Annotated in this window: 21 protein-coding genes; 19 read left to right on the forward strand and 2 right to left on the reverse strand. The window is 68.1% G+C overall.

What is annotated here, in order from left to right:
• The first annotated feature begins 38 nt into the window (after positions 1-38).
• From WJ12_RS22625 to WJ12_RS22640, 4 genes are all read left to right on the forward strand, one after another.
• Positions 39-422 carry a hypothetical protein gene (locus tag WJ12_RS22625; RefSeq protein ID WP_059559784.1) on the forward strand — a complete coding sequence of 128 codons (384 nt, stop codon included), beginning with the start codon at positions 39-41 and terminating at the stop codon, positions 420-422.
• Between the two features lie 311 nt (positions 423-733).
• Positions 734-1,933, forward strand: coding sequence for an aminotransferase-like domain-containing protein (locus WJ12_RS22630; RefSeq protein ID WP_049035272.1), 1,200 nt, complete (start codon positions 734-736; stop codon positions 1,931-1,933).
• A 12-nt stretch (positions 1,934-1,945) separates the two neighbouring features.
• Positions 1,946-2,137 carry a hypothetical protein gene (locus WJ12_RS22635; RefSeq protein WP_034188415.1) on the forward strand — a complete coding sequence of 64 codons (192 nt, stop codon included), beginning with the start codon at positions 1,946-1,948 and terminating at the stop codon, positions 2,135-2,137.
• A 96-nt stretch (positions 2,138-2,233) separates the two neighbouring features.
• Positions 2,234-2,824, forward strand: a complete 591-nt coding sequence (locus tag WJ12_RS22640) for a pyridoxamine 5'-phosphate oxidase family protein (RefSeq protein ID WP_059559781.1) — start codon at positions 2,234-2,236, stop codon at positions 2,822-2,824.
• 43 nt (positions 2,825-2,867) lie between these two features.
• Here WJ12_RS22640 and gcvA read toward each other — a convergent pair whose 3' ends face one another.
• Complete coding sequence (gene gcvA / locus WJ12_RS22645) at positions 2,868-3,761, reverse strand: transcriptional regulator GcvA (protein WP_049035276.1); 894 nt, start codon at positions 3,759-3,761, stop codon at positions 2,868-2,870.
• Between the two features lie 134 nt (positions 3,762-3,895).
• Between gcvA and WJ12_RS22650 the strand changes: the two genes are divergently transcribed.
• Positions 3,896-4,600 (forward strand): SDR family oxidoreductase, encoded by a 705-nt coding sequence (locus WJ12_RS22650; RefSeq protein ID WP_034188601.1) that lies wholly within the window; start codon positions 3,896-3,898, stop codon positions 4,598-4,600.
• A 201-nt stretch (positions 4,601-4,801) separates the two neighbouring features.
• The gene (locus WJ12_RS22655; protein WP_059559778.1) at positions 4,802-6,079 is read left to right on the forward strand and encodes an epoxide hydrolase family protein; all 1,278 of its coding nucleotides are present in this window, start codon (positions 4,802-4,804) and stop codon (positions 6,077-6,079) included.
• A 53-nt stretch (positions 6,080-6,132) separates the two neighbouring features.
• Here WJ12_RS22655 and WJ12_RS22660 read toward each other — a convergent pair whose 3' ends face one another.
• Positions 6,133-7,518: an aminotransferase-like domain-containing protein gene (locus tag WJ12_RS22660; RefSeq protein WP_059560081.1), complete on the reverse strand. Its 1,386-nt coding sequence runs from the start codon at positions 7,516-7,518 to the stop codon at positions 6,133-6,135.
• Between the two features lie 163 nt (positions 7,519-7,681).
• Here WJ12_RS22660 and WJ12_RS22665 point away from each other — a divergent pair, with 163 nt between their 5' ends.
• From WJ12_RS22665 to WJ12_RS22725, 13 genes are all read left to right on the forward strand, one after another.
• Positions 7,682-8,968, forward strand: a complete 1,287-nt coding sequence (locus WJ12_RS22665) for a hydroxymethylglutaryl-CoA reductase, degradative (RefSeq protein WP_059559776.1) — start codon at positions 7,682-7,684, stop codon at positions 8,966-8,968.
• Between the two features lie 87 nt (positions 8,969-9,055).
• Complete coding sequence (locus tag WJ12_RS22670; protein WP_059559773.1) at positions 9,056-9,553, forward strand: hypothetical protein; 498 nt, start codon at positions 9,056-9,058, stop codon at positions 9,551-9,553.
• Positions 9,553-10,932, forward strand: coding sequence for a tripartite tricarboxylate transporter permease (locus tag WJ12_RS22675; protein WP_059559771.1), 1,380 nt, complete (start codon positions 9,553-9,555; stop codon positions 10,930-10,932). Before WJ12_RS22670 ends, WJ12_RS22675 begins: the two co-directional genes overlap by 1 nt.
• Positions 10,933-11,190: 258 nt before the next feature.
• Complete coding sequence (locus tag WJ12_RS22680) at positions 11,191-12,234, forward strand: alpha/beta fold hydrolase (RefSeq protein ID WP_049035281.1); 1,044 nt, start codon at positions 11,191-11,193, stop codon at positions 12,232-12,234.
• Entirely contained in the window at positions 12,234-12,776 is a 543-nt protein-coding gene (locus tag WJ12_RS22685; RefSeq protein WP_059559768.1) for a cytochrome P460 family protein, read from the forward strand. Before WJ12_RS22680 ends, WJ12_RS22685 begins: the two co-directional genes overlap by 1 nt.
• A gap of 286 nt (positions 12,777-13,062) precedes the next feature.
• Positions 13,063-13,389 (forward strand): DUF4148 domain-containing protein, encoded by a 327-nt coding sequence (locus tag WJ12_RS22690; protein WP_049030956.1) that lies wholly within the window; start codon positions 13,063-13,065, stop codon positions 13,387-13,389.
• 84 nt (positions 13,390-13,473) lie between these two features.
• Positions 13,474-14,265, forward strand: coding sequence for an alpha/beta fold hydrolase (locus WJ12_RS22695; protein ID WP_069246035.1), 792 nt, complete (start codon positions 13,474-13,476; stop codon positions 14,263-14,265).
• A 76-nt stretch (positions 14,266-14,341) separates the two neighbouring features.
• Positions 14,342-15,742, forward strand: coding sequence for an amidase family protein (locus WJ12_RS22700; protein WP_059559765.1), 1,401 nt, complete (start codon positions 14,342-14,344; stop codon positions 15,740-15,742).
• A gap of 378 nt (positions 15,743-16,120) precedes the next feature.
• Positions 16,121-16,591 carry a rhodanese-like domain-containing protein gene (locus WJ12_RS22705; protein ID WP_049030959.1) on the forward strand — a complete coding sequence of 157 codons (471 nt, stop codon included), beginning with the start codon at positions 16,121-16,123 and terminating at the stop codon, positions 16,589-16,591.
• A gap of 28 nt (positions 16,592-16,619) precedes the next feature.
• Positions 16,620-17,561 (forward strand): serine O-acetyltransferase EpsC, encoded by a 942-nt coding sequence (gene epsC, locus WJ12_RS22710; RefSeq protein WP_034188403.1) that lies wholly within the window; start codon positions 16,620-16,622, stop codon positions 17,559-17,561.
• An 8-nt stretch (positions 17,562-17,569) separates the two neighbouring features.
• The gene (locus WJ12_RS22715; protein ID WP_034188402.1) at positions 17,570-17,791 is read left to right on the forward strand and encodes a helix-turn-helix domain-containing protein; all 222 of its coding nucleotides are present in this window, start codon (positions 17,570-17,572) and stop codon (positions 17,789-17,791) included.
• 138 nt (positions 17,792-17,929) lie between these two features.
• Positions 17,930-18,862: a family 2A encapsulin nanocompartment shell protein gene (locus WJ12_RS22720; RefSeq protein WP_034188401.1), complete on the forward strand. Its 933-nt coding sequence runs from the start codon at positions 17,930-17,932 to the stop codon at positions 18,860-18,862.
• Positions 18,837-20,837: a family 2A encapsulin nanocompartment cargo protein cysteine desulfurase gene (locus tag WJ12_RS22725; RefSeq protein ID WP_059559760.1), complete on the forward strand. Its 2,001-nt coding sequence runs from the start codon at positions 18,837-18,839 to the stop codon at positions 20,835-20,837. The genes WJ12_RS22720 and WJ12_RS22725 overlap by 26 nt, the downstream gene beginning before the upstream one ends.
• The last annotated feature ends 59 nt before the right edge of the window (positions 20,838-20,896 follow it).

Raw genomic sequence — 20,896 nt, forward strand, 5'->3', positions numbered from 1 at the left:
CCGTGCGATGATGCGCCATGACCAGCATGAGAAATGGAATGACGACTACATTTGACGAGGCGACCACGGCGGCGATCGCCGCGTTTGCCCAACTGGATCTCCACACGGCCGTGCAAGCGATGCGCGCCGAGGCCGATTACGACTACGAATGCGACCAGTGGATCTCGCGCTATATCGACGAGCACGGCGGCGGTGAGGACGATGCAGCCTACGATGCCTTGCACGCGCAGGCCCAGGCCACCCCGGAATACGCGCAGTTCGTCGATACGGTTCGCCGGGACATCCTGGCGTACTTCGGCGTGACCGACGATCAACTGGACTGGATGATCCTGCTGCGCGATGACGACAGCGATGCGCTTTGGGCGGAGGTCAACCGGCAGCGGAGCGCGTTGGGAACGGGTGAGGTGCGCGGGGATCTCTGATCTTCGTGTTCCATCTGTGCCGGCTTGTCAGAAATTTCAACCATGTCGGCCGAGCGAAGCGCATCGGTCGGGCGAGCGTCACGCTCGCTTTTTTTTGATGTTCGTCTACCTGTCAACAACCCGGCCTCACTCCGTCTAAACCCGGGATTTAATGACCAAACCGCAAGACCTAGTGCATAGATATCGTTTGCCGAGCCCTTAATGACTATCGACAATCGTGGCTCGAATTCACTGCCGCGGCGCCAAAAGCGCCCCGGCGGTTGGCACTCGACGGCTATCCCGGCCGCCCGTGCCCTCCAGCTCACGACGACATGTACGCGTTCACTCCCTCATTCCAGAATCCCGCCGGCTCGCCGATCCGCGAACTGTTCAAGTACCTGTCCGAACCGGGCATGATTTCCTTCGCGGGCGGCTATCCGGCCAGCGACCTGTTCGACGTCGACGGCCTGAACGCGGCCGCCGAGCGCGCATACGCGCAGCCCGTCCGCTGCCTGCAATACGGCCCGACCGACGGCCTCGCCGAACTGAAGCAGCAACTGATCGCGCTGATGGCGCGTCGCGGCGTCGCGTGCACGCCGGCCGAACTGCTCGTCACGACGGGCTCGCAGCAGGGCCTCGACCTGCTGCTGCGCGTGATGGTGTCGCCCGGCGACGTCGTGCTGACCGAACAGCCGGCTTACCCGGCCACGCTGCAGGCGATGCGTCTGCAGCAGGCGCGCATCGTGACGATCCCCGTCGACGGTGAAGGGCTCGACGTCGACCGTCTTGCAGAGCAACTCGCCTCCGGCGCGATCGCGCAACCGAAGCTGCTTTACACCGTTCCGACCTTCGCGAACCCCACCGGCGCGACGCTCACGCGCGAACGCCGGCTGAAGCTGCTGCGTCTCGCGGTGCAATACCGTTTCCTGGTCATCGAGGACGATCCGTACGGCGACCTGCGTTTCGCGGGCGAAGCCGTGCCGTCGATGCTCGCGCTGGCCGGTGAAGTGGACGGCGCGCGCGACTGGATCGTGCATTTCGCGAGCCTGTCGAAGATCGTCGCGCCGGGGCTGCGCGTGGGCTGGACGATCGCGCCGGCCGAGATCGCGCGGCGCTGCGTGATCGCGAAGCAGACGGTCGACCTGTGCAGCGCGCCGTGGACGCAGGCGACCGCCGCCGAATACCTGGCCGACGGCGCGCTCGAACGCCACTTGCCGCGCATCACGGCCGCGTACCAGCGCAAATGCGACGCGATGTGCGACGCGCTGCGCGACGGGTTCGGCGATGCGATCGAATTCCACCGTCCCGAAGGCGGGATGTTCGTGTGGGCGCGGATCGGCGCGGTGCCGTCGGACGTGCTCCTGCAACAGGCGATCGCCAACAAGATCGTGTTCGTTCCCGGCAAGGCGTTTTTCGCGGACAACGTCGACGCAGCGTCGCTGCGCCTGTCGTTCGCCGCGCCGGACGTCGAAGCGATCCGGGAAGGTGTCGCGCGCCTCGTGCGCGCTTACGGCGCGGCGCTGGCCGCGTGAGGAGACATCCACATGAATATCACCGTCAACGAAACGGCATCGACGGGCGCGGCGTCAGTCACGGGCGACAAGCGGCCGCCCAGGCATCGCTCGTCGCAGATCAGCGCGGGGCCGCAATACGTGGCTGACGTGCTCGGCCGCTTCGGCGCGGAGCCGGCGTCCGATGCGGGCGATGTCGCCCCGGCCGTGCTCGGCTATAACTGACCGGCACAAGCACGGCGGCCCGCGTCGCAGGCGAGCCGCCGCTGAAACAACCGGTTAAGCTGGCGCGATCGAAACACCGACGATCGCCATCGCCTCATGTCCGACTCGACCTCCGAATCGCTCGCGCAAACCTACGACCGCCTCTGGTCCTGTCTCGAAACCGGCGTCGGCGCGCGGCGCTCGCCGTTCACGATGCTGCAGGCCGCCACGCTCGGCCTCGACGGCACGCCGAAGGTCCGGACGATCGTATTGCGTCAGGTGAGCCGGGCCGATCGCGTGCTGTCGTTTCATACCGATGCGCGCTCGGAGAAAGTCGCGGAGTTGCGCCGCGATCCACGCTTCTCGATCGTTGCGAACGATCTCGACGCGCTCGTGCAGATTCGCGCGCAAGGCATTGCATCGATCTGCGAAGACGAAGCACAACGGCGTGCGATCTGGGCGTCGAGCCGTCCGCATACGCTGCTGCTGTATCGCGCGCCGTTGCCGCCCGGCACGCCGATCGCGTCACCGGAACAAGCGCATATCGACGGCACCACACCATCCGGCGACGGCTACGAAAACTTCTGCCTGATCCACATGACGGTCACGCGCATCGACTGGCTCGAACTCGCGCGAACGGGGCATCGCCGGGCGGTGTTCGATCTGAACGGTGAAAGCGGCTACGAGGCGCGCTGGATCGCTCCCTGACACTGACGCAGGACGATCAAGGCGCTCCAAGGATTTAAAGCACTCAAGGCCGCCCGTCCGACGCTGCCTGCCCGGTCATCCACTCGCGCATCACCGCGATCGCATCGTCGTCGCGCCGCTCGGCCGGATACACGAGATAGAACCCCATCGACAGCGGAAACGCGAAATCGAACGGCTTGCACAGCCTGCCGGCCGCGATGTCGCGCTCGACGAGCGGATCGGTCGCGAGCGCGACGCCCTGGCCGGCGACGGCCGCATCGATCGCGAGCGACGTCTGGTTGAAGCGCAGCCCCTTGTGCGGATCGACGTCGACCGGTTCGGGCAGCGCCGCAAGAAACTCGGGCCACAGGTCGTGCGCGTCATGCAGCAGCACCTGGCCGAGGAGCGCACGCGGCGAAGCCGGCGCAGCGAGCAGCGCCGGGCTGCACACGGCGCACACGTCGAGCGGAAACAGCGCATGCGCGACGAGATGCTTGCCGAACGGCGGCTTGCCGTAGCGGATCGCGAGATCGACGCCGTCGTGGCGGAACGTCGCGATCTGCGGGTCGGCGATCACGCGCACGTCGTAGTCGGGATGGGCCTCGGTGAACCGCGCGAGCCGCGGGATCAGCCACTTCGACGCGAACGACGGCGTCGTGCTGATCGTCAGCGCGGCACGCCGCTTCACGAGCTTGTCGGTCGCGTCGGCGATCGCGTGCAGCGCGCGCTGCACGTCGGAGAAATACGCGGCGCCGTCGTGCGTGAGCGCGAGGCCACGCGGCAGGCGCTCGAACAGCTTCAGGCCGAGCACGTCCTCGAGGTGGCGCACCTGCTGCGCGACGGCGCCCTGCGTGACGCCGATCTCGTCGGCCGCGGCGCGGAAATTGAGGTGCCGCGCGGATACCTCGAACGCGCGAAGCGCATTCAGCGGCGGCAGTCGGGAAGGGCGTGGCGGCATCGTCATGCTGTAGAAAAACTATCGGCTGGCGGCAGAAATACTGGTTCGACAGTCGGATTCGATGCGCCTACATTACCACCATGGCGGGCCGAACGGCGGCTGCGCGGCAACGGAATCGGAACGAGGAGCAAATCGTGACTGTAGAAAAAGTGGCGTTGATCACAGCGGCAGGCAAGGGCATGGGCGCGGCGATCGCGCGCGAACTGGCGGCGACGGGCTATCGCGTCGCGCTGATGTCGCCGTCGGGCAGCGCGGTGGCGCTCGGCGAGGAACTCGGCGGCTTCGGCATCCAGGGCTCGGTGACGGAAGAAGCCGATATCGACCGGCTCGTGCAGGAAACGGTTGCCCGCTACGGCCGGATCGACGCGGTCGTGAACAACACCGGCCATCCGCCGAAAGGCGACCTGCTGGCGATCACCGACGACAACTGGCATGCGGGGCTCGACCTGATCCTGCTGAACGTGGTGCGCGTGATGCGCCGCGTGACGCCGATCTTCCAGAAGCAGGGCGGCGGCGCGGTGGTCAACATCTCGAGCTTCGCGGCGGATGCGCCCGAGCAGCCGATGCCGGTGTCGTCGGCGCTGCGCGCGGCGCTGAGCGCGTGGACGCGGCTGTACGCGGAACGCTATGCGGCCGAGAACATCCGGATGAACGCGGTGCTGCCGGGCTTCATCGACAGCTGGCCGGAAACGCCGGAGATCGTCGCACGCATTCCGGCCGGCCGCTTCGGCAAGACCGGCGAGATCGCGAAGACGGTCGCGTTCCTGCTGTCGGACGGCGCGGGCTACATCACCGGGCAGAACATTCGCGTCGACGGCGCGATCGTCAAGGCGCTCTAAGCGTTGCACGAAGAGCGGGCGGCGGCGCGGGCCGCTCGCCATGCAGCGACTACAAACGCGTACAAATCAGACAAATCCGGGATACATCAGACCTTTCAAATGGGCGACGCCGTGTGACGAGGGCGCGCCGGATCGAAAGCCTGGGCGCGATCCCGAGCGCGGCATGTTCACTTTCCACTTCACGAAAGGAGATGCCGAACGATGTCTTCCACACCGTTTTCCCCGCTGCGTCGCCACCTGCTGGCCACTTCCGTGGCCGCCGGCGTCTCGGCGATGCTGCCCACCGCGCTGCATGCCGCAACCGGCGCGAGCGGCATACGCCCGTTCACCGCGCACATTCCCGACGAAACCGTGGCAGACCTGCGCCGCCGCATTGCCGCGACACGCTGGCCGGGCCGCGAGACCGTCGCCGACGAATCGCAGGGCGTGCGGCTCGCGCGCATGCAGGCGCTGCTGCGCTACTGGGGCACCGATTACGACTGGCGCAAGGGCGAGGCGCGCCTGAACGGTTTCCCGATGTTCATCACGGAGATCGACGGGCTCGACATTCATTTCATCCACGTACGCTCGCGGCACGAGAACGCGATGCCGATGATCATGACGCACGGCTGGCCGGGTTCGATCTTCGAGCTGCTGAAGGCGATCGGCCCGCTGACCGACCCGACCGCGCACGGCGCGAGCGCCGACGATGCGTTCCACGTCGTCGTGCCGTCATTGCCGGGTTTCGGTTTCTCGGGCCGGCCGACGAAGACCGGCTGGGGCTCCGACCACATCGCGCGGGCATGGGGCGAACTGATGGCGCGGCTCGGTTATACGCGCTTCGTGTCGCAGGGCGGCGACTGCGGCTCGGTGATTTCGCACCGGATGGCGATGCAGCGCGTGCAGGGGCTGGCCGGGATTCACGTGAACATGCCGGCGACGGTGCCGCCGGATATCGCGACGCTGCTCGCGACCGATGCGCCCGCGCCGGCTTCGCTGTCGCCGAAGGAGCGGGCCGCGTACGAGCAGCTCGCGACGTTCTATCGCGACAACTGCGGCTACTCGGCGATGATGGTCACGCGTCCGCAGACGGTCGGTTATGCCCTTGCGGATTCGCCGTCCGGGCAGGCTGCGTGGATGTACGACAAAATTTCGCAATGGACGTACAGCGGCGGCGTGCCCGAACGCTCGATTCCGCGCGACGAGATTCTCGACGACATTTCGTTGTACTGGCTGACGAACACGGCGACGTCGGCCGCGCAGATCTACTGGGAGGATCACTCGAACAACTTCAACGCGGTGGATATCTCGTTGCCGGCCGCGATCACGGTGTTTCCGGGCGAGATCTATCAGGCGCCGCGCAGTTGGGCCGAGCGCAGTTATCACAATCTGATCTACTTCAACGAAGTCGACAAGGGCGGGCACTTCGCGGCATGGGAGGAGCCGGAATTGTTCGCGCGTGAAGTGCGGGCCGGGTTCAGGCCGTTGCGGCGCGGGTAAGCGGGGTTGTACGACGAATGCGGGCCGGGCGGTGGTGCGGCCCGCATTCGTTTTCAGGCAACCGCCTGCAAGGCCCGCGCAAACCGCTTGTCCGCCAGATACGCAACGTTAAAGCGGCAATACTTCGACGGGCGATCGGCCTGCGGTGAAAACACCGCGCCGGGCGCGAGGATCACACCACGCGCCAGCATCGCCTGCGCGAGCTGCATCGAATCGGGCCAGCCGGGCAGCGCGGCCCACAGATACAGGCTCTGGTCGCAGGACCGATAGACCTCCGCGCCAAGACGCCCGAGCGCATCGAGCGCGTTGCCGGTCGCGCGTCGCAGCTTCTCCTGAAGGTGATTCGTATGCCTGAGAAAGTGCCCGTCGCTGACGATCGCGTCGAGCGTGCGTTCGCAGTACTCGGAGCTGCTGACATGCGTCAGCATCTTCACGTCGGCCAGGTCGCTCGCAAGCGCCGCATTGCACGCAAGGAACCCGACACGCAGCGCAGCCGACACCGATTTCGAGAAACTGCCGATATAGATGGTCCGGCGCAGCTGGTCGAGCGTCGCGATGCGCGTGAGCGAGCGCGGCCGCAGGTCGGCGAGCGCGTCGTCCTCGACGAGGATCAGGTCGTGCGCATCGGCGAGCTGCAGAATGCGGTGCGCCTTGGCCGCGCTCGTATCGGTCGCGGTCGGGTTGTGGCCGACCGATTGCGTGAAGAACAGCTTCGGCCGGTGCGTCGCGACAAGTTCGGCCAGCTTCGCGACATCGGGGCCGTCGATCTCGCGCGGCACGCCGACGATGTTCGCGCCGCTCAGCTTCAGCTTGCCGAACAGCGGGTAGTAGCCGGGGTCGTCGACGAGCACGGTGTCGCCCGGGCGCACGAAGTAGCGCAGCACGAGATCCATCGCCTGGTTCGCGCCGTGCGTCAGCACGATCTGCGCGGGCGGTGCCTCGATTTCGTAGCCGGCGAGCTTCTGCTGCAGCGACTGGCGCAGCGGCAGGTAGCCGAAGCGGCTGCCGTAGCGGAACAGCGACGCGGCGCTCGTGCGCATGATGCGCTGCTGGTACTGGTTCAGCCGGGTTTCCTCGAGCCATTCGATCGGCGGGAAGCCTTCGCCGAGATTGAGCACATCGGGCTTCACGTGCAACTGCTCGCGCATCAGCCACACGATGTCCATCGCGCGGTCGAGCGAGCTCGGTTCGTCGATGTCGGGCGCGGCTGCCGCGCGACGCGTCACGAAGAAGCCCGAGCCGCGGCGCGGCTCGATCAGGCCGTCGGCCGCGAGCATCTCGAATGCACTGATCACCGTGTTCTTCGAGCAGCCGGATGCCTCGGCGTATTCCCTGATGGAGGGCAGTTTCGCGCCGGCCGGCAACACGCCTTCCTCGATCTGTCTGGCGAGATTGTCCGCCATCGCGCCAGACAGGCTGGCTCTTGCACGCTGTTTCATCGGCATGTTCCGTCGGGCCGGCCCACTGTCATGGGTACGGTTGGGTGACTGTCTGCGTCGTCTGTACCTTTTCAAAGGGTACAGCGTGACTATTATTCGGCTATCCGATGCCCGCCGCAAGCACCGACGGGCAATACCGCCACCCCGAGACAACCGATCCGTCATGCCCATCGATTCCGCCTTGCCGAACTTCCGCGCGCTCACGCCCGAGCAACGCCTGTCCCACCTGTCCCGCGCCGTCGGGCTCGACGATGCCGAGCATGCGCTGCTCGCGAAGCCGGGCGCGCTGCCGCTCGAGGTCGCCAACGGGATGATCGAGAACGTGATCGGCACGTTCGAGCTGCCGATGGCCGTGGCCGGCTACTTCCGGATCAACGACCGCGACGTGATCGTGCCGATGGCCGTCGAGGAGCCGTCGATCGTGGCGGCCGCATCGTATATGGCGAAGCTCGCGCGCGCGGCCGGCGGCTTCCGCACGTCGAGCAGCGGCCCGCTGATGCGCGCGCAGGTCCAGGTGATCGGCGTCGACGATCCGTACGGCGCGCGGCTCGCGATCCTGCGGCATGCGGCCGAACTGGTCGCACTCGCGAACAGCCGCGACAAGGTGCTCGTCGGCCTCGGCGGCGGCTGCCGCGACATCGAGGTTCACGTGTTTCCCGACACGCCGCGCGGCGCGATGATCGTCGCGCACCTGATCGTCGACGTGCGCGACGCGATGGGGGCGAACACGGTCAATACGATGGCCGAAACGGTCGCGACGCGCATCGAGGCGATTACCGGGGGCCAGGTACGGTTGCGGATACTGTCCAACCTCGCGGATCTCCGGCTGGCCCGTGCGGAGGTACGGTACGCGGCCGCCACGCTCGCGACCGACGTCTATTCCGGTGAAGACGTCATCGATCGCGTGATCGACGCCTACGTGTTCGCGGCGACCGACCCGTACCGCGCGGCGACACACAACAAGGGCATCATGAACGGCATCGACCCGGTCGTGGTCGCGACCGGCAACGACTGGCGCGCGGTCGAAGCCGGCGCGCATGCGTATGCGAGCCGCAGTGGCCGCTATACGTCGCTGACGACGTGGGAGAAGGCCGCGAACGGCGACCTCGTCGGCACGATCGAGATGCCGATGCCGGTCGGGCTGGTCGGCGGCGCGACGAAGACGCATCCGCTCGCGCGTCTCGCGCTGAAGATCATGAACGTGACTTCCGCGCAGGAACTCGGTGAAATTGCGGTGGCGGTCGGGCTTGCGCAGAATCTCGGCGCGCTGCGCGCGCTCGCGACCGAAGGCATCCAGCGCGGCCACATGGCGCTGCATGCCCGCAACATCGCGGTCGCGGCCGGCGCGACCGGCGCCGACATCGACCGGATCGCGCAGCAGATGGTCGCGGCGAAAGACGTGCGCACCGACTTCGCGGTCGAATTGCTCGCGGGCCGCCGCGGCGGCTGACGCGCGGACTGCACGCCGCGTCACGCACGCGGCGTGCGGCGCGCCACGCCGGCCAGGCCGGCGACATATCAATCCAGGAGGAGACACATGGAACAGACCGGTTCAAGCGCGCTCGCACGCGCGCCGCATCGTGCCGGGCCGTTGGCCGGTGCCGATGCATCGGCCGCGACGCTCGTCGAGGTATGGGGCGACACGGTGGCGACGAAACATCTCGCGTGGTCGGTGCTGCTCGGCATCGCGATCAGCCTCGGAGCGTTCGAGATCGGCCGCGTCGTGCTCGCGTCGTTCGTCCACGACGCGGCGATCGCGCGTGCTTACGCGATGCTGATCGGCCTCGGCGGCTGCCTGCTGGCCGGCACGATCTGCGCGGTGCTGTTCAAGCCGAAGCGCACGGTGATCGAACATGCGGCCGGCGGCGCCGAGCGTGACGCGGCATTGCGGCAGCTCGCCGAAGCGTCGGGCGGCCTGGGTTCGGCGAGCGACCTGTCGGCCAGCGCGCGTGCCGAGATGGAGGAACTCGGGCTGCTCGACCTGTTCGCCTCCTACGACGCGTCGTCCGGGCGCGCCCGCGCGGGAGGCCGCTGATGGACGCGCTGCTGCATGCATTGCCGGCCGCGTTCGCGATGGGGCTGCTCGGCGCGATCGTGTTCTCCGCCATCGGGCTGATCTCCGGCACCGACGAAACGACGACGATCGCGCCGCTCACGTTGCTCGTCGCACTGCTCGGCGTCCCGCCGGCCGGCGTGTTCACGTTCTTTCTCGCGGGCGCGGTGGCCAAGCACATCACGCATTCGATCCCGACCGCGCTGCTCGGCATTCCCGGCGACACGATGGCCGCGCCGCTGCTGCAGCAGGCGACGCTGTTGCGCGCGCTGGGCGTGCCGCATATCGCGCTGCGCAAGATGATTTCCGGCGCGATCGTCGCCGCGTTCGTCGCGCTGCCGCTCGCGGTGCTGTTCGCGTCGCTGCTCGCGCCGTTCGGCGCGGCGATCGCCAAGGCCGCGCCGTGGGTGTTCCTCGCGGCGGCCATCGGCATCGCGTACTTTTCCGCGGGGCGCTGGGCGTCGGTGCTGCTGCTCGTGCCGTTCGTGATGCTGGTGGTCGGGCTGCAGGCGCTGACCGGTCGCTACGGCGTGAAGCTGAGCGTCAGCTACTTTCTCGGGATCGCGATCGGGCCGCTCGTGGCCGACCTGTTCTCGATCCTGTCGCCGGCCGAGCGGCGGCGCATGCGCCGCGACGGGCCGTCGACGTTCGTGCTCGCGCCCGACGTGAAAAGCTGGCGCGGCTATTTCCCGAATCCGCTGCAGGTGCTCGACCGCGAGCAGGTCGCGTGGACGGTCGGCACGGCCGCGGTATCGAGCGCGACGTTCGTGTTCAGCCCGGTCGCGATGACGGTGCTGATGGGCGAGGTCGTCGGCGCGCGCGTGCGTCATGCGTACCAGCGGCTGACGACGGTGATCGCCGCGCGCAACGGCGTGACGGAGGCGACCTACATTGCCGAGGCGCTGATTCCGCTGATCGCGTTCGGGCTGCCGCTGAGCCCGGTGGCGGCCGGCCCGGCCGCGCCGCTGTTCAATGCGCCGCCGCGCTTCACGGTCGACGCGGCGAGCGGGCAGATCCACAACCTGCATACGTTGATGAGCTGGCCCGAGTTTCTCGGCTACGGGCTGCTGTCGATCCTGCTGGCCGCGCTGATCGCGTATCCGCTCGCGATGCACCACGCGCACCGCGCGGCATCGTTCGTCGCGCGCAAGCTGAGTCATGAAGCGATCATCGCGACCTTCGCGGGGCTGATCGTCGTGATCGGCGTGTGGGAAGGGCAGTTGCTGGGGCTGGCGGTGATCGTGACGATCGGCCTGTTCGGCGGGATGCTGTCGCGCCTGTTCGCGTTCAACACGGGCGTGCAGTTCATGGGCTACTACGTCGCGGTGCTCAGCGTGCCGGCGATCGCCAGACTGCTCTGACGTACCGCCACACGGTGGCCGCGTGTGCCGCGCGGTCGCCCGAAAGCGTCGTTTCTCGCGCGATTTTTGAATCGCTGTGTGTCGGGTTCGCACGCGGATACGTTGGGATACAAAGCCTCCCGAGGGTTCGGATATAAAACCGGTGAAGCGATTCACACGGCGGCGCGGTGCCATGCGCCGCCGCTGCGAACGGCGACACCTGATTGCCCGCCTGTGCCGCGGGCCTCTTCCTTAGCGATCGACAATGGAGAACGAGTCATGCCCGATACCGTGAACACCCGCCGCCGCCTGATCCTGGGCTCGACGCTGGCGAGCCTGAGCCTGGCCGACCTCGGCTTCAGCGCGCTCGCGCATGCGCAGTCGGCGCCTGATGCACCGGCCGCGAAGCGCCCGGCCGGCAGCGCGTCGCTGGGCACGATCCACCAGATCGACGCGGGCGTGCTCAACGTCGGATATGCGGACCTCGGACCGAGGAACGGCCCCGTCGTGTTCCTGCTGCATGGCTGGCCGTACGACATCTACAGCTATGCGGACGTCGCGCCGCTGCTCGTCAAGGCCGGCTATCGCGTGATCGTGCCGTACCTGCGCGGCTACGGCTCGACGACGTTCCGCTCGGCCGACACGGTGCGCAACGGCCAGCAGGCCGTGACGGCCGTCGACATCGTCGCGCTGATGGATGCGTTGAAGATCGACAGCGCGGTATTCGGCGGCTACGACTGGGGCGCGCGCACGGCCGACATCATCGCGGCGCTGTGGCCGCAGCGCGTGAAGGCGCTCGTGTCGGTGAGCGGCTACCTGATCGGCAGCCAGGAGGCGAACCGCAAGCCGCTGCCGCCGCAGGCCGAATTCCAGTGGTGGTATCAGTTCTATTTCACGACCGAGCGCGGCGAGCTCGGTTATGCGGCGAATCGCGACGCGTTCAACAAGCTGATCTGGCAACTCGCGTCGCCGAAGTGGAAGTTTTCCGACGAGACGTATGCACGCACGGCCGCGTCGTTCCAGAACCCCGATCACGTGGCCGTCGTGATCCACAACTATCGCTGGCGCCTCGGGCTGGCGAAGGGCGAGGCGCAGTACGACGACATCGAGCGGCGCCTGGCGGCCGGGCCGGCGATCACGGTGCCGACGATCACGATGGAAGGCGACGCGAACGGCGCGCCGCATCCGGAGCCGGCCGCCTACGCGAAGAAGTTCACCGGCAAGTACCAGCACCGGACGATCTCCGGCGGCATCGGCCACAACCTGCCGCAGGAAGCGCCGCAGGCGTTCGCCGATGCGATCCTGCAAGTGGAGCATCTGTGATGCGGGCACGCGTGCGGGTATGGCGGCGCGACGCGCGCCGTGCGCTCGTCGCCGGCGTGCTGCTGGGTGGCGCGCTGTCGGCCGGTGGGCCGGCCGCGTTCGCGGAGCAGCCGAAGCCGGCGGCGGCGGCCTCGCCGATCTACGGCGTGACGATCCCGCCCGGCTACCGGAAGTGGGAAATGGTCGCGCCGGCCGAAGAGGCCGCGCCGCTCGACGAGTTGCGCGTGGTGCTCGGCAACCCGGTCGCGATCCGCGCGCTCGAACAGGCGACGCTGCCGTTTCCCGACGGCACGATCCTCGTGAAGCTCGCGTACAAGCGCAGGCAGTCCGAGGAGTTCGCGCCGGCGACGGTACCCGGCCAGGCGACGACCGTGCAGGTGATGGTGAAGGACTCGCATCGTTATGCGTCGACGGGCGGCTGGGGCTTCGGGCGCTTCATCAACGGCGTGCCGGCCGATATCGGCCAGCATCAGACGTGCTTTGCGTGTCACCAGGCGCGGGTGAAGAACCACGACTATGTGTTCACGCGACTCGCGCCCTGACGCGACGCGGCGGTGTGCGTTCGATGGAAAGGCGTGCCTTGCGAGGCACGCCTTTTTTCATGATGCGTGGCGAGCGTGGCGTGGCGGCATGCATCGGCGAGCGGGTTTGTATCGCACTGTATCTGCGGCCATTCCGGAAAAACTGGCATGCAGAAAGCACCGGTTCCGGAAACATTCGGGATACGTGGGCGGGTTCTACTGTCGACATGCAGCAAACGTTCGGTGCCAGACGTTCGCACCGGGCGCCCAGTGATCGACACCTCAACTTCCGTCAAGGAGAACCCTCATGAAAGCCGCTCGAATCCTCGCTGTCGCCGTCCTCGCCGTTGCTCCCGCGTTGTCGTTCGCCGATACCGGCCACGGCCTCACGCGTGCCGACGTGCGCGCCGACCTGGTCCGCCTCGAACAGGCCGGCTACAACCCGGCGCGTAGCGAACCGCACTACCCGGAAGACGTCATCGCCGCGCTGCAGGTCGCGCGTTCCGACCAGAACGGCCCGTCGAAGTCGCAAGGCGACAACGTGGCCGATGCGTCGACGTCTGCCGGCCATCGCGACGCGGCGCAATCGCGTGCCGCGCGAAACGCGGCCGACGACCTGTACGCGCATTCGTGACCCGCTGCCGCGCCTGTCGCAAGCAGGCGCGGCCTTCGTTGCAGCACTTCATTTGAACGACACGACAGAGAAAGGAGCATGACGATGGCCGGTTTGATGAAACGCGTTCTGGTGTCCGCCGCGGTGATCGGCGGACTGTCCGGTGCGGTCGCGGCGCAGGCCGCGCCGAAGGAAGACCTGAAGGGCACGAACGTCGTGCTCGTGCACGGCGCGTTCGCCGACGGGTCGAGCTGGAACCGCGTGATTCCGCTGCTCGAGGCGCGCGGTCTGCACGTGGTGTCGGTGCAGAATCCGCTGAGTTCGCTTGCCGACGATGCGGCCGCGACGAAGCGTACGATCGACGAGCAGAAGGGATCGGTCGTGCTGGTCGGCCATTCGTGGGCCGGCGTCGTGATCAGCGAGGCGGGCAACGACGACAAGGTGAAGTCGCTCGTGTACGTCGCGGCGTTCGCGCCCGACAACGGCCAGTCGATCGCCGACGTCACGCAGGGGCTGCCGGCCCCGTCGTGGGCCGGCGAACTGCGCCAGGACGCGGGCGGTTTCGCGCGGCTGTCGGACAAGGCGATCGCGCAGGATTTCGCGCCGGACCTGCCGCCCGCGCAGCAGCGCCTCGTCGCGGCGACGCAGGGGCCCTGGTACGGCGGGTGCATCTCGGAGAAGGTCACGCAGGCCGCGTGGCATGCGAAGCCGTCGACGTTCGTCGTCGCGACGCAGGACAGGATGATCGATCCGGCACTGCAGGAAACGATGGCGAAGCGGATCGGCGCGACGCTCACGCGCGTGAACGGCAGCCACGTCGCGATGCTGAGCCAGCCGAAGGCCGTGGCCGACGCGATCATTGCGGCGGCCGAACGCGCGAAGCAGGCGGCGCAGTGAGTGAACACGGTGCCGCGCTTTCGCGAGGAAGCGCGGCGCCGCGCGCGCGTGTGATGTCTTTCCACCAGGAGAAGTCATGACCGAACTCTGGCAACTGCCGGCAAGCGAACTCGCGAAGCGCGTGCGGCATCGCGACGTGTCCGCGCGTGAAGTGGCCGACGCCGTGCTCGATCGTCTCGATGCGGTGAATCCGGCGATCAACGCCGTGGTCGAACACCGCCCCGACGACGTGCGGCGGCAGGCGGATGACGTCGACCGCGCGATCGCGCGCGGCGACGATCCGGGCCCTCTCGCGGGCGTACCCGTCACCGTGAAGATCAACATCGACCAGGCCGATTTCGCGACGACCAACGGGACGCGCCTGCAGGAACACCTGATCGCGCACGCCGACAGCCCGGTGGTCGCCAACATCCGGAAGGCCGGCGGGGTTCTGCTGGGCCGCACCAATTCACCGACGTTCGCGCTGCGCTGGTTCACGTCGAATCTCGTGCATGGCCGCACGCGCAATCCGCGCAATCCGTCGTTGACGCCGGGCGGATCGAGCGGCGGCGCGGCGGCTGCGGTGGCCGCCGGGATCGGCCCGCTTGCGCTCGGCACCGACATCGGCGGCTCGGTGCGTTACCCGGCCTATGCGTGCGGCGTCCATGGAATCCGGCCGTCGCTCGGCCGCGTGCCGGCGTTCAATGCGTCGTCGCCGGAGCGTGCGATCGGCGCGCAACTGATGTCGGCGGCGGGGCCGATCGCGCGCACGATCGACGACCTGTCGCTCGCGCTGCGCGCGTTCTCCGCACCCGATCCGCGCGATCCGTGGAGCGTGGCGGCGCCGTTCGACGGGCGCGAGGTGCCGAAGCGTGCGGCGCTGTGCGTGCGGCCGCGCGGCCTGGCGGTCGTGCCCGAAGTGGAGGCCGCGTTGCGCGATGCCGCGCGCCGGCTGGTCGACGCGGGCTGGAGCATCGACGAGATCGACGAGACCCCGCCGCTGCGCGAGGCCGCGCTGCTGCAGGAACAGCTTTGGCTGGGCGACGGTTTCGATGCGCTGGCGAACGCGGTCGGGCAGGACGGCGATCCGGGCGCGGCCGCGGTGATCGAGGCCGTGCGCGGCAAGGTGCGCGATTTGCCCGCCGACGTGATCGGCCGCGCGCTGGTTCGCCGCACGACGCTGGCGCGGCAATGGCGGCTGTTTCTCGACGCGTACCCGGTGTTGCTGCTGCCGGTGTCGTCGGAACTGCCGTTCCCGGACGATCTCGACAGGCAGGGGCCGGACGGCTTCGACCGCGTGTGGGAGGCGCAGCTCACGTTGCGCGCGCTGCCCGCGATGGAGCTGCCGGGGCTGGCCGTCACGACGTCGGTCGTGAACGGCGTGCCGGTGGGCGTGCAGGTGGTCGCCACGCATCATCGCGAGGATCTGTGCCTGCTCGCGGGGCGCGATATCGAAGCGCGCGGTGCGCCGATCGCGCCGGTCGATCCGGTGGCCTGATTGACTTCACTGACGGGCGCATGCGTCGACGAGGTGCGCTGGCCTCGTCGATGCATGGCGCCCCTCATGCCATTCTGGAATCCATGACAGCGCGCCGCATGCCGCGCTGATCGCCTCCCGCCTCCTTTCAATTTCCTTCGATGGCTGACATCGAACGGTCGTCGTCCTGCCTTTCCTGCCCGCCAGCGACCGCGCACGCATAGCGCGCGTCTGCTATTGCATTCCCCGCGGCGCTGATTAGGAAATGAATTTTTATTGGTTCTGCTTCCCCGGCGGCCCTCGCATAGTGGTGCTGACGGCTATAGACAGCACGCAAGCTGCGACGGCCGAATTCCCGGTGTTTTTGTTCATACGAATCAGCGAAAACAAGGAAGTGTCATGACGGTTGAACTGGAAGAACGAACCGCTGCGCAACAGGCGCTCGAAGATGCGCGCACGGCGGCCGCGGCGGCTGGCAAGTCCTATGCGGGCGGCGTGTCGCCGCAAACCGCGTGGGCGCTGTTCTCGGCAGGCGACGCATTGCTGGTGGACGTGCGCACGGCGGAAGAACGGAAATTCGTCGGTCACGTGCCGGAATCGCTGCACGTGCCGTGGGCGACCGGCACGAGCCTGACGCGCAACCCGCGCTTCGTGCGCGAACTGGAAGCGAAGACCGGCAAGGACGCCGTCGTGCTGTTGTTGTGCCGCAGCGGCAACCGCTCGGCCCAGGCGGCCGAGGCCGCGGCGAAGGGCGGTTTCACACAGGTGTTCAATGTGCTCGAAGGGTTCGAGGGCGACCTCGACGAGCGGCAGCAGCGCGGTAGCCAGAACGGTTGGCGCTTCCGCGGCCTGCCGTGGGCGCAGGACTGATTCACGGCCGTTACGGGGAGAAGGCAGCATGGCCGCATTCGACATCGACGACATCGTTCAATCGCTGCAGACGGTGCGCCGCGCATGGCGCGAGAAGCAGCGGCGCTCGCTCGAACCCGGCGGGCGCGACCTGCCGGCGCGCGAGGCGCTCGCGCAGATCATCGGCGCGCTGAAGGGCGTGCTGTTCCCGATGCGGCTCGGGCCGCCCGACCTGCGGCAGGAGAGCGAGAACTTCCACGTGGCCCATGCGCTCGACGCGGCGCTCAATGCGCTGCTCGCGCAAGTGACGCTCGAGTTGCGCTACGCGGCGCGTCACCGCCATACCGACGGGGCGCCGCCCGACAACATCGACGCGGTCGCGTCCCAAGCCGTGCAGGCCTTTGCCGCGCGATTGCCCGAGATCCGCCGGCTGCTCGACAGCGACGTGCTGGCAGCCTTTCACGGCGATCCCGCGGCCGGCAGCGTCGACGAGGTGCTGCTGTGCTATCCGGGCATCCTCGCGATGATCCACCACCGGCTCGCGCACGAGCTGTACGGGCTCGGCCTGCCGCTGCTCGCGCGGATCATCGCCGAGCAGGCGCATGCGGAAACGGGCATCGACATTCATCCGGGCGCGCGCATCGGCGCGGGCTTCTTCATCGACCACGGCACGGGCGTCGTGATCGGCGAGACGGCGATCATCGGCGAGCGCGTGCGCGTGTACCAGGCCGTCACGCTCGGCGCGAAGCGCTTCCCGCGCGATGCGGACGGGCATCTGGAGAAAGGGCTCGCGCGCCATCCGATCGTCGAGGACGACGTCGTGATCTATGCCGGTGCGACGATCCTCGGCCGCGTGACGATCGGACGCGGCGCGGTGATCGGCGGCAACGTGTGGCTCACGCAGGACGTGCCGCCCGGCGAAAACGTCACGCAGGCCGTGCTGCGCAGCGAAGCGAACGCCGCGCCGCGCGCGGCGGCGCGCGTCGCCTAGGAGGCGCGATGAGCGACCTCATCCATCACTTCGGCGCCAACGTGCGCAAGCTGCGCGAAGCGCGCACGTGGTCGCAGGAGCAACTGGCCGAGCATGCGGGGCTGAACCGCTCGTACGTCGGCGAGATCGAGCGCGGCGAGGCGATCGCGTCGATCGTCACCGCCGACAAGATCGCGCGCGCATTCGACGTGTCGATCTCCGCGCTGCTGCCGGGCGCGTACGTCACCTGAGGCTGCCTTATTTCGTTTCCCTTTCGGTTGTACGGGACCTGACGGCTATAGCATGTTGAGCCGGCAGGGGCGTGCTTCCGATAATCACCCAGCGTCATAAGCAATCCCGTTTTTCATCTTAAGAACCCGGAGCCACACATGTCGACCGTTGCAAGCGGCGCGGCTGCGCTGAGCGATCACGCCGCCCGCCAACTAGCGAACGCTACCAAGACCGTCCCCCAGCTTTCCACGATCACGCCGCGCTGGCTGACCCATCTGCTGCAATGGGTGCCGGTCGAGGCCGGCATCTACCGGCTGAACCAGGTGAAGAACCCGGAAGCCGTGCGCGCCGCGTGCACGCAGCTCGAGGACGAAAGCGTGCTGCCGCAGACCTTCGTGCCGTACGAGGAACAGCCGCGCGAATACTTCCTGAACGCGGTCAGCACGGTGCTCGACGTGCATACGCGGATCTCGGATCTCTACAGCAGTCCTCACGATCAGATCAAGGAACAGCTGCGCCTGACGATCGAGACGATCAAGGAACTGCAGGAAAGCCAGCTGATCAACAACCCGGACTACGGGCTGCTCGCGAACGTGACCGACGAACAGCGGATTTTCCCGCTGACGGGCGCGCCGACGCCGGACGATCTCGACGAGCTGCTGACGAAAGTGTGGAAGGAACCCGCTTTCTTCCTCACGCACCCGCTCGCGATCGCCGCGTTCGGCCGCGAATGCACGCGGCGCGGCGTGCCGCCGCCGACGGTCAGCCTGTTCGGCTCGCAGTTCCTCACGTGGCGCGGCATCCCGCTGATTCCGTCGGACAAGGTGCCGGTCGCGGACGGCAAGACCAAGATCCTGCTGCTGCGCGTCGGCGACAAGCGCCAGGGCGTCGTCGGCCTGTATCAGCCGGGTGTCGCGGGCGAGCAGGGGCCGGGCCTGTCGGTGCGCTTCATGGGGATCAACAACCAGGCGATCGCGTCGTACCTGATCTCGCTGTATTGCTCGCTCGCGGTCCATTCGCCGGATGCGCTGGCTGTCCTCGATGACGTCGAAATCGGCAAGTTCCATGACTATCCCGACACCTACCGTTAATCCCGGCCTGCCCGGCGGCGACGCGCACGCGCTGCCGCACGCGCCGCTGCCGGCGGGGTTGCCCGACCCGGCGACGCTCGCGCGGCTCGCGTCCGAGTTCTTCGCGACGCCGCCCGGGCAGGCCACCGCGCCCGAGCTGTCGGCCGGCAGCGGCGCGGTCGGCGGCGTGCCGTCGGCGTTGCCGGCGGCCGCGCCGATCCTCGCGTCGGTCAGCAATCCGGTGCCCGGCGGCTCGCCGCTCGCGGGCCCGGGCGGGGCCGGCACCGGCGTGCCGGGGCTCGCGCTGCCGCAGGGCAAGGTGCCCGGCGCGAACCTCGCGCCGTCCGCGCCGACGCACGTGCTGTCGCTCGGCAACCGCGTGCCGGCGCTCGCGCCGCATGCGGCCGCGCAGAACGGGCTGCCCGACAACGCGGTGTCGATCGCGCCCGCGCTCGAACCGCGCGTCGGCGGCGCGGCGCTCGGCGTGCCGCAGGTGAATGCGCCGGCACCGGAAGGCGCGGCGAAGGCCTCGCCGTACTACTTCACCGACGGCTCGCTGCAGGGCTGGCAGCGGACGCCGCAGGACATCGTCGTGCCGTCGAACGGCCTCGCGTCGCCGGAAGCGTTCGGGCTGCCGGGCGACTACGCTCTGCGTGAACTGCTCGCCGTGCATCGCGAAGTGCCGGTGTCGCGCGCGTCGGGCGCCGACGTGCCGCGCTACTTCGTCGACGATACGCATGCCGCCGAGCCGCAAGGTCAGTTGTATCGCGGCGCGCACCCGCCGTTCGACGTGAACGCGATCCGCCGCGATTTCCCGATCCTGCAGGAGCGCGTGAACGGCAAGCAGCTCGTCTGGTTCGACAACGCGGCGACGACGCACAAGCCGCAGGCCGTGATCGACCGGCTCGCGTATTTCTACGCACACGAGAACTCGAACATTCACCGCGCGGCGCATGCCCTGGCGGGCCGCGCGACGGATGCGTACGAGCATGCGCGGGAAACGGTGCAGCGCTTCATCGGCGCGTCGTCGCCGGACGAGATCGTGTTCGTGCGCGGCACGACCGAGGCGATCAACCTGATCGCGAAGTCGTGGGGCGTGCAGAACGTCGGCGAGGGCGACGAGATCATCGTGTCGAATCTCGAGCATCACGCGAACATCGTGCCGTGGCAGCAGCTTGCCGCGCTCAAGGGTGCGAAGCTGCGCGTGATTCCGGTCGACGATTCGGGGCAGGTGCTGCTCGACGAATACCGGAAGCTGCTCAACGACCGCACGAAGATCGTGTCGGTCACGCAGGTGTCGAATGCGCTCGGCACGGTCGTGCCGGTGAAGGAGATCGTCGAGCTTGCGCATCGCGCGGGTGCGAAGGCGCTCGTCGACGGCGCGCAGTCGATCTCGCACATGCGCGTCGACGTGCAGGCGCTCGATGCGGATTTCTTTGTGTTCTCCGGGCACAAGATCTACGGGCCGACCGGGATCGGCGTCGTGTACGGCAAGCGCGCGATCCTCGACGACATGCCGCCCTGGCAGGGCGGCGGCAACATGATCGCGGACGTGACGTTCGAGCGCACGGTGTTCCAGCCGCCGCCGAACCGGTTCGAAGCCGGCACCGGCAACATCGCGGATGCGGTGGGGCTCGGCGCCGCGCTCGATTACGTGAACCGCATCGGTATCGAGAACATCGCTCGCTACGAGCACGACCTGCTGGCGTATGCGACGAGCGTGCTCGCGCCGGTACCGGGCGTGCGGCTCGTCGGCACCGCGCGCGACAAGGCGAGCGTGCTGTCGTTCGTGCTGAAGGGCTATGAAACCGAGGAAGTCGGGCAAGCGCTGAACGAAGAGGGCATCGCGGTGCGCTCCGGGCATCACTGCGCGCAGCCGATCCTGCGGCGCTTCGGGCTCGAGGCCACGGTGCGGCCGTCGCTCGCGTTCTACAACACGTGCGACGAGGTCGATGCGCTGGTGCGTGTCGTGAAGCGGCTGGCGACGCGCCGTTGACGGTGATGTCGTTGTTGCCCGCCTGCGGCGGCCCTTGCGGGTCGCCGCAGGCGTTTTCC

It is taken from the genome of Burkholderia seminalis (assembly GCF_001718535.1).
GTDB classification, from domain to species: Bacteria; Pseudomonadota; Gammaproteobacteria; order Burkholderiales; family Burkholderiaceae; genus Burkholderia; species Burkholderia seminalis.

Excerpts from the sequence above, each read along its gene's own strand:
- epsC (WP_034188403.1), top strand. The coding sequence starts at position 16,620 with ATGGCCGCATTCGACATCGACGACATCGTTCAATCGCTGCAGACGGTG.
- WJ12_RS22700 (WP_059559765.1), top strand. The coding sequence starts at position 14,342 with ATGACCGAACTCTGGCAACTGCCGGCAAGCGAACTCGCGAAGCGCGTG.
- WJ12_RS22675 (WP_059559771.1), top strand. The coding sequence starts at position 9,553 with ATGGACGCGCTGCTGCATGCATTGCCGGCCGCGTTCGCGATGGGGCTG.
- WJ12_RS22655 (WP_059559778.1), top strand. The coding sequence starts at position 4,802 with ATGTCTTCCACACCGTTTTCCCCGCTGCGTCGCCACCTGCTGGCCACT.
- WJ12_RS22635 (WP_034188415.1), top strand. The coding sequence starts at position 1,946 with ATGAATATCACCGTCAACGAAACGGCATCGACGGGCGCGGCGTCAGTC.
- WJ12_RS22680 (WP_049035281.1), top strand. The coding sequence starts at position 11,191 with ATGCCCGATACCGTGAACACCCGCCGCCGCCTGATCCTGGGCTCGACG.
- WJ12_RS22625 (WP_059559784.1), top strand. The coding sequence starts at position 39 with ATGACGACTACATTTGACGAGGCGACCACGGCGGCGATCGCCGCGTTT.
- WJ12_RS22685 (WP_059559768.1), top strand. The coding sequence starts at position 12,234 with ATGCGGGCACGCGTGCGGGTATGGCGGCGCGACGCGCGCCGTGCGCTC.
- WJ12_RS22725 (WP_059559760.1), top strand. The coding sequence starts at position 18,837 with ATGACTATCCCGACACCTACCGTTAATCCCGGCCTGCCCGGCGGCGAC.
- WJ12_RS22695 (WP_069246035.1), top strand. The coding sequence starts at position 13,474 with ATGGCCGGTTTGATGAAACGCGTTCTGGTGTCCGCCGCGGTGATCGGC.
- WJ12_RS22665 (WP_059559776.1), top strand. The coding sequence starts at position 7,682 with ATGCCCATCGATTCCGCCTTGCCGAACTTCCGCGCGCTCACGCCCGAG.
- WJ12_RS22715 (WP_034188402.1), top strand. The coding sequence starts at position 17,570 with ATGAGCGACCTCATCCATCACTTCGGCGCCAACGTGCGCAAGCTGCGC.
- WJ12_RS22630 (WP_049035272.1), top strand. The coding sequence starts at position 734 with ATGTACGCGTTCACTCCCTCATTCCAGAATCCCGCCGGCTCGCCGATC.
- WJ12_RS22705 (WP_049030959.1), top strand. The coding sequence starts at position 16,121 with ATGACGGTTGAACTGGAAGAACGAACCGCTGCGCAACAGGCGCTCGAA.
- WJ12_RS22640 (WP_059559781.1), top strand. The coding sequence starts at position 2,234 with ATGTCCGACTCGACCTCCGAATCGCTCGCGCAAACCTACGACCGCCTC.
- gcvA (WP_049035276.1), bottom strand. The coding sequence starts at position 3,761 with ATGCCGCCACGCCCTTCCCGACTGCCGCCGCTGAATGCGCTTCGCGCG.
- WJ12_RS22670 (WP_059559773.1), top strand. The coding sequence starts at position 9,056 with ATGGAACAGACCGGTTCAAGCGCGCTCGCACGCGCGCCGCATCGTGCC.
- WJ12_RS22690 (WP_049030956.1), top strand. The coding sequence starts at position 13,063 with ATGAAAGCCGCTCGAATCCTCGCTGTCGCCGTCCTCGCCGTTGCTCCC.
- WJ12_RS22720 (WP_034188401.1), top strand. The coding sequence starts at position 17,930 with ATGTCGACCGTTGCAAGCGGCGCGGCTGCGCTGAGCGATCACGCCGCC.
- WJ12_RS22660 (WP_059560081.1), bottom strand. The coding sequence starts at position 7,518 with ATGAAACAGCGTGCAAGAGCCAGCCTGTCTGGCGCGATGGCGGACAAT.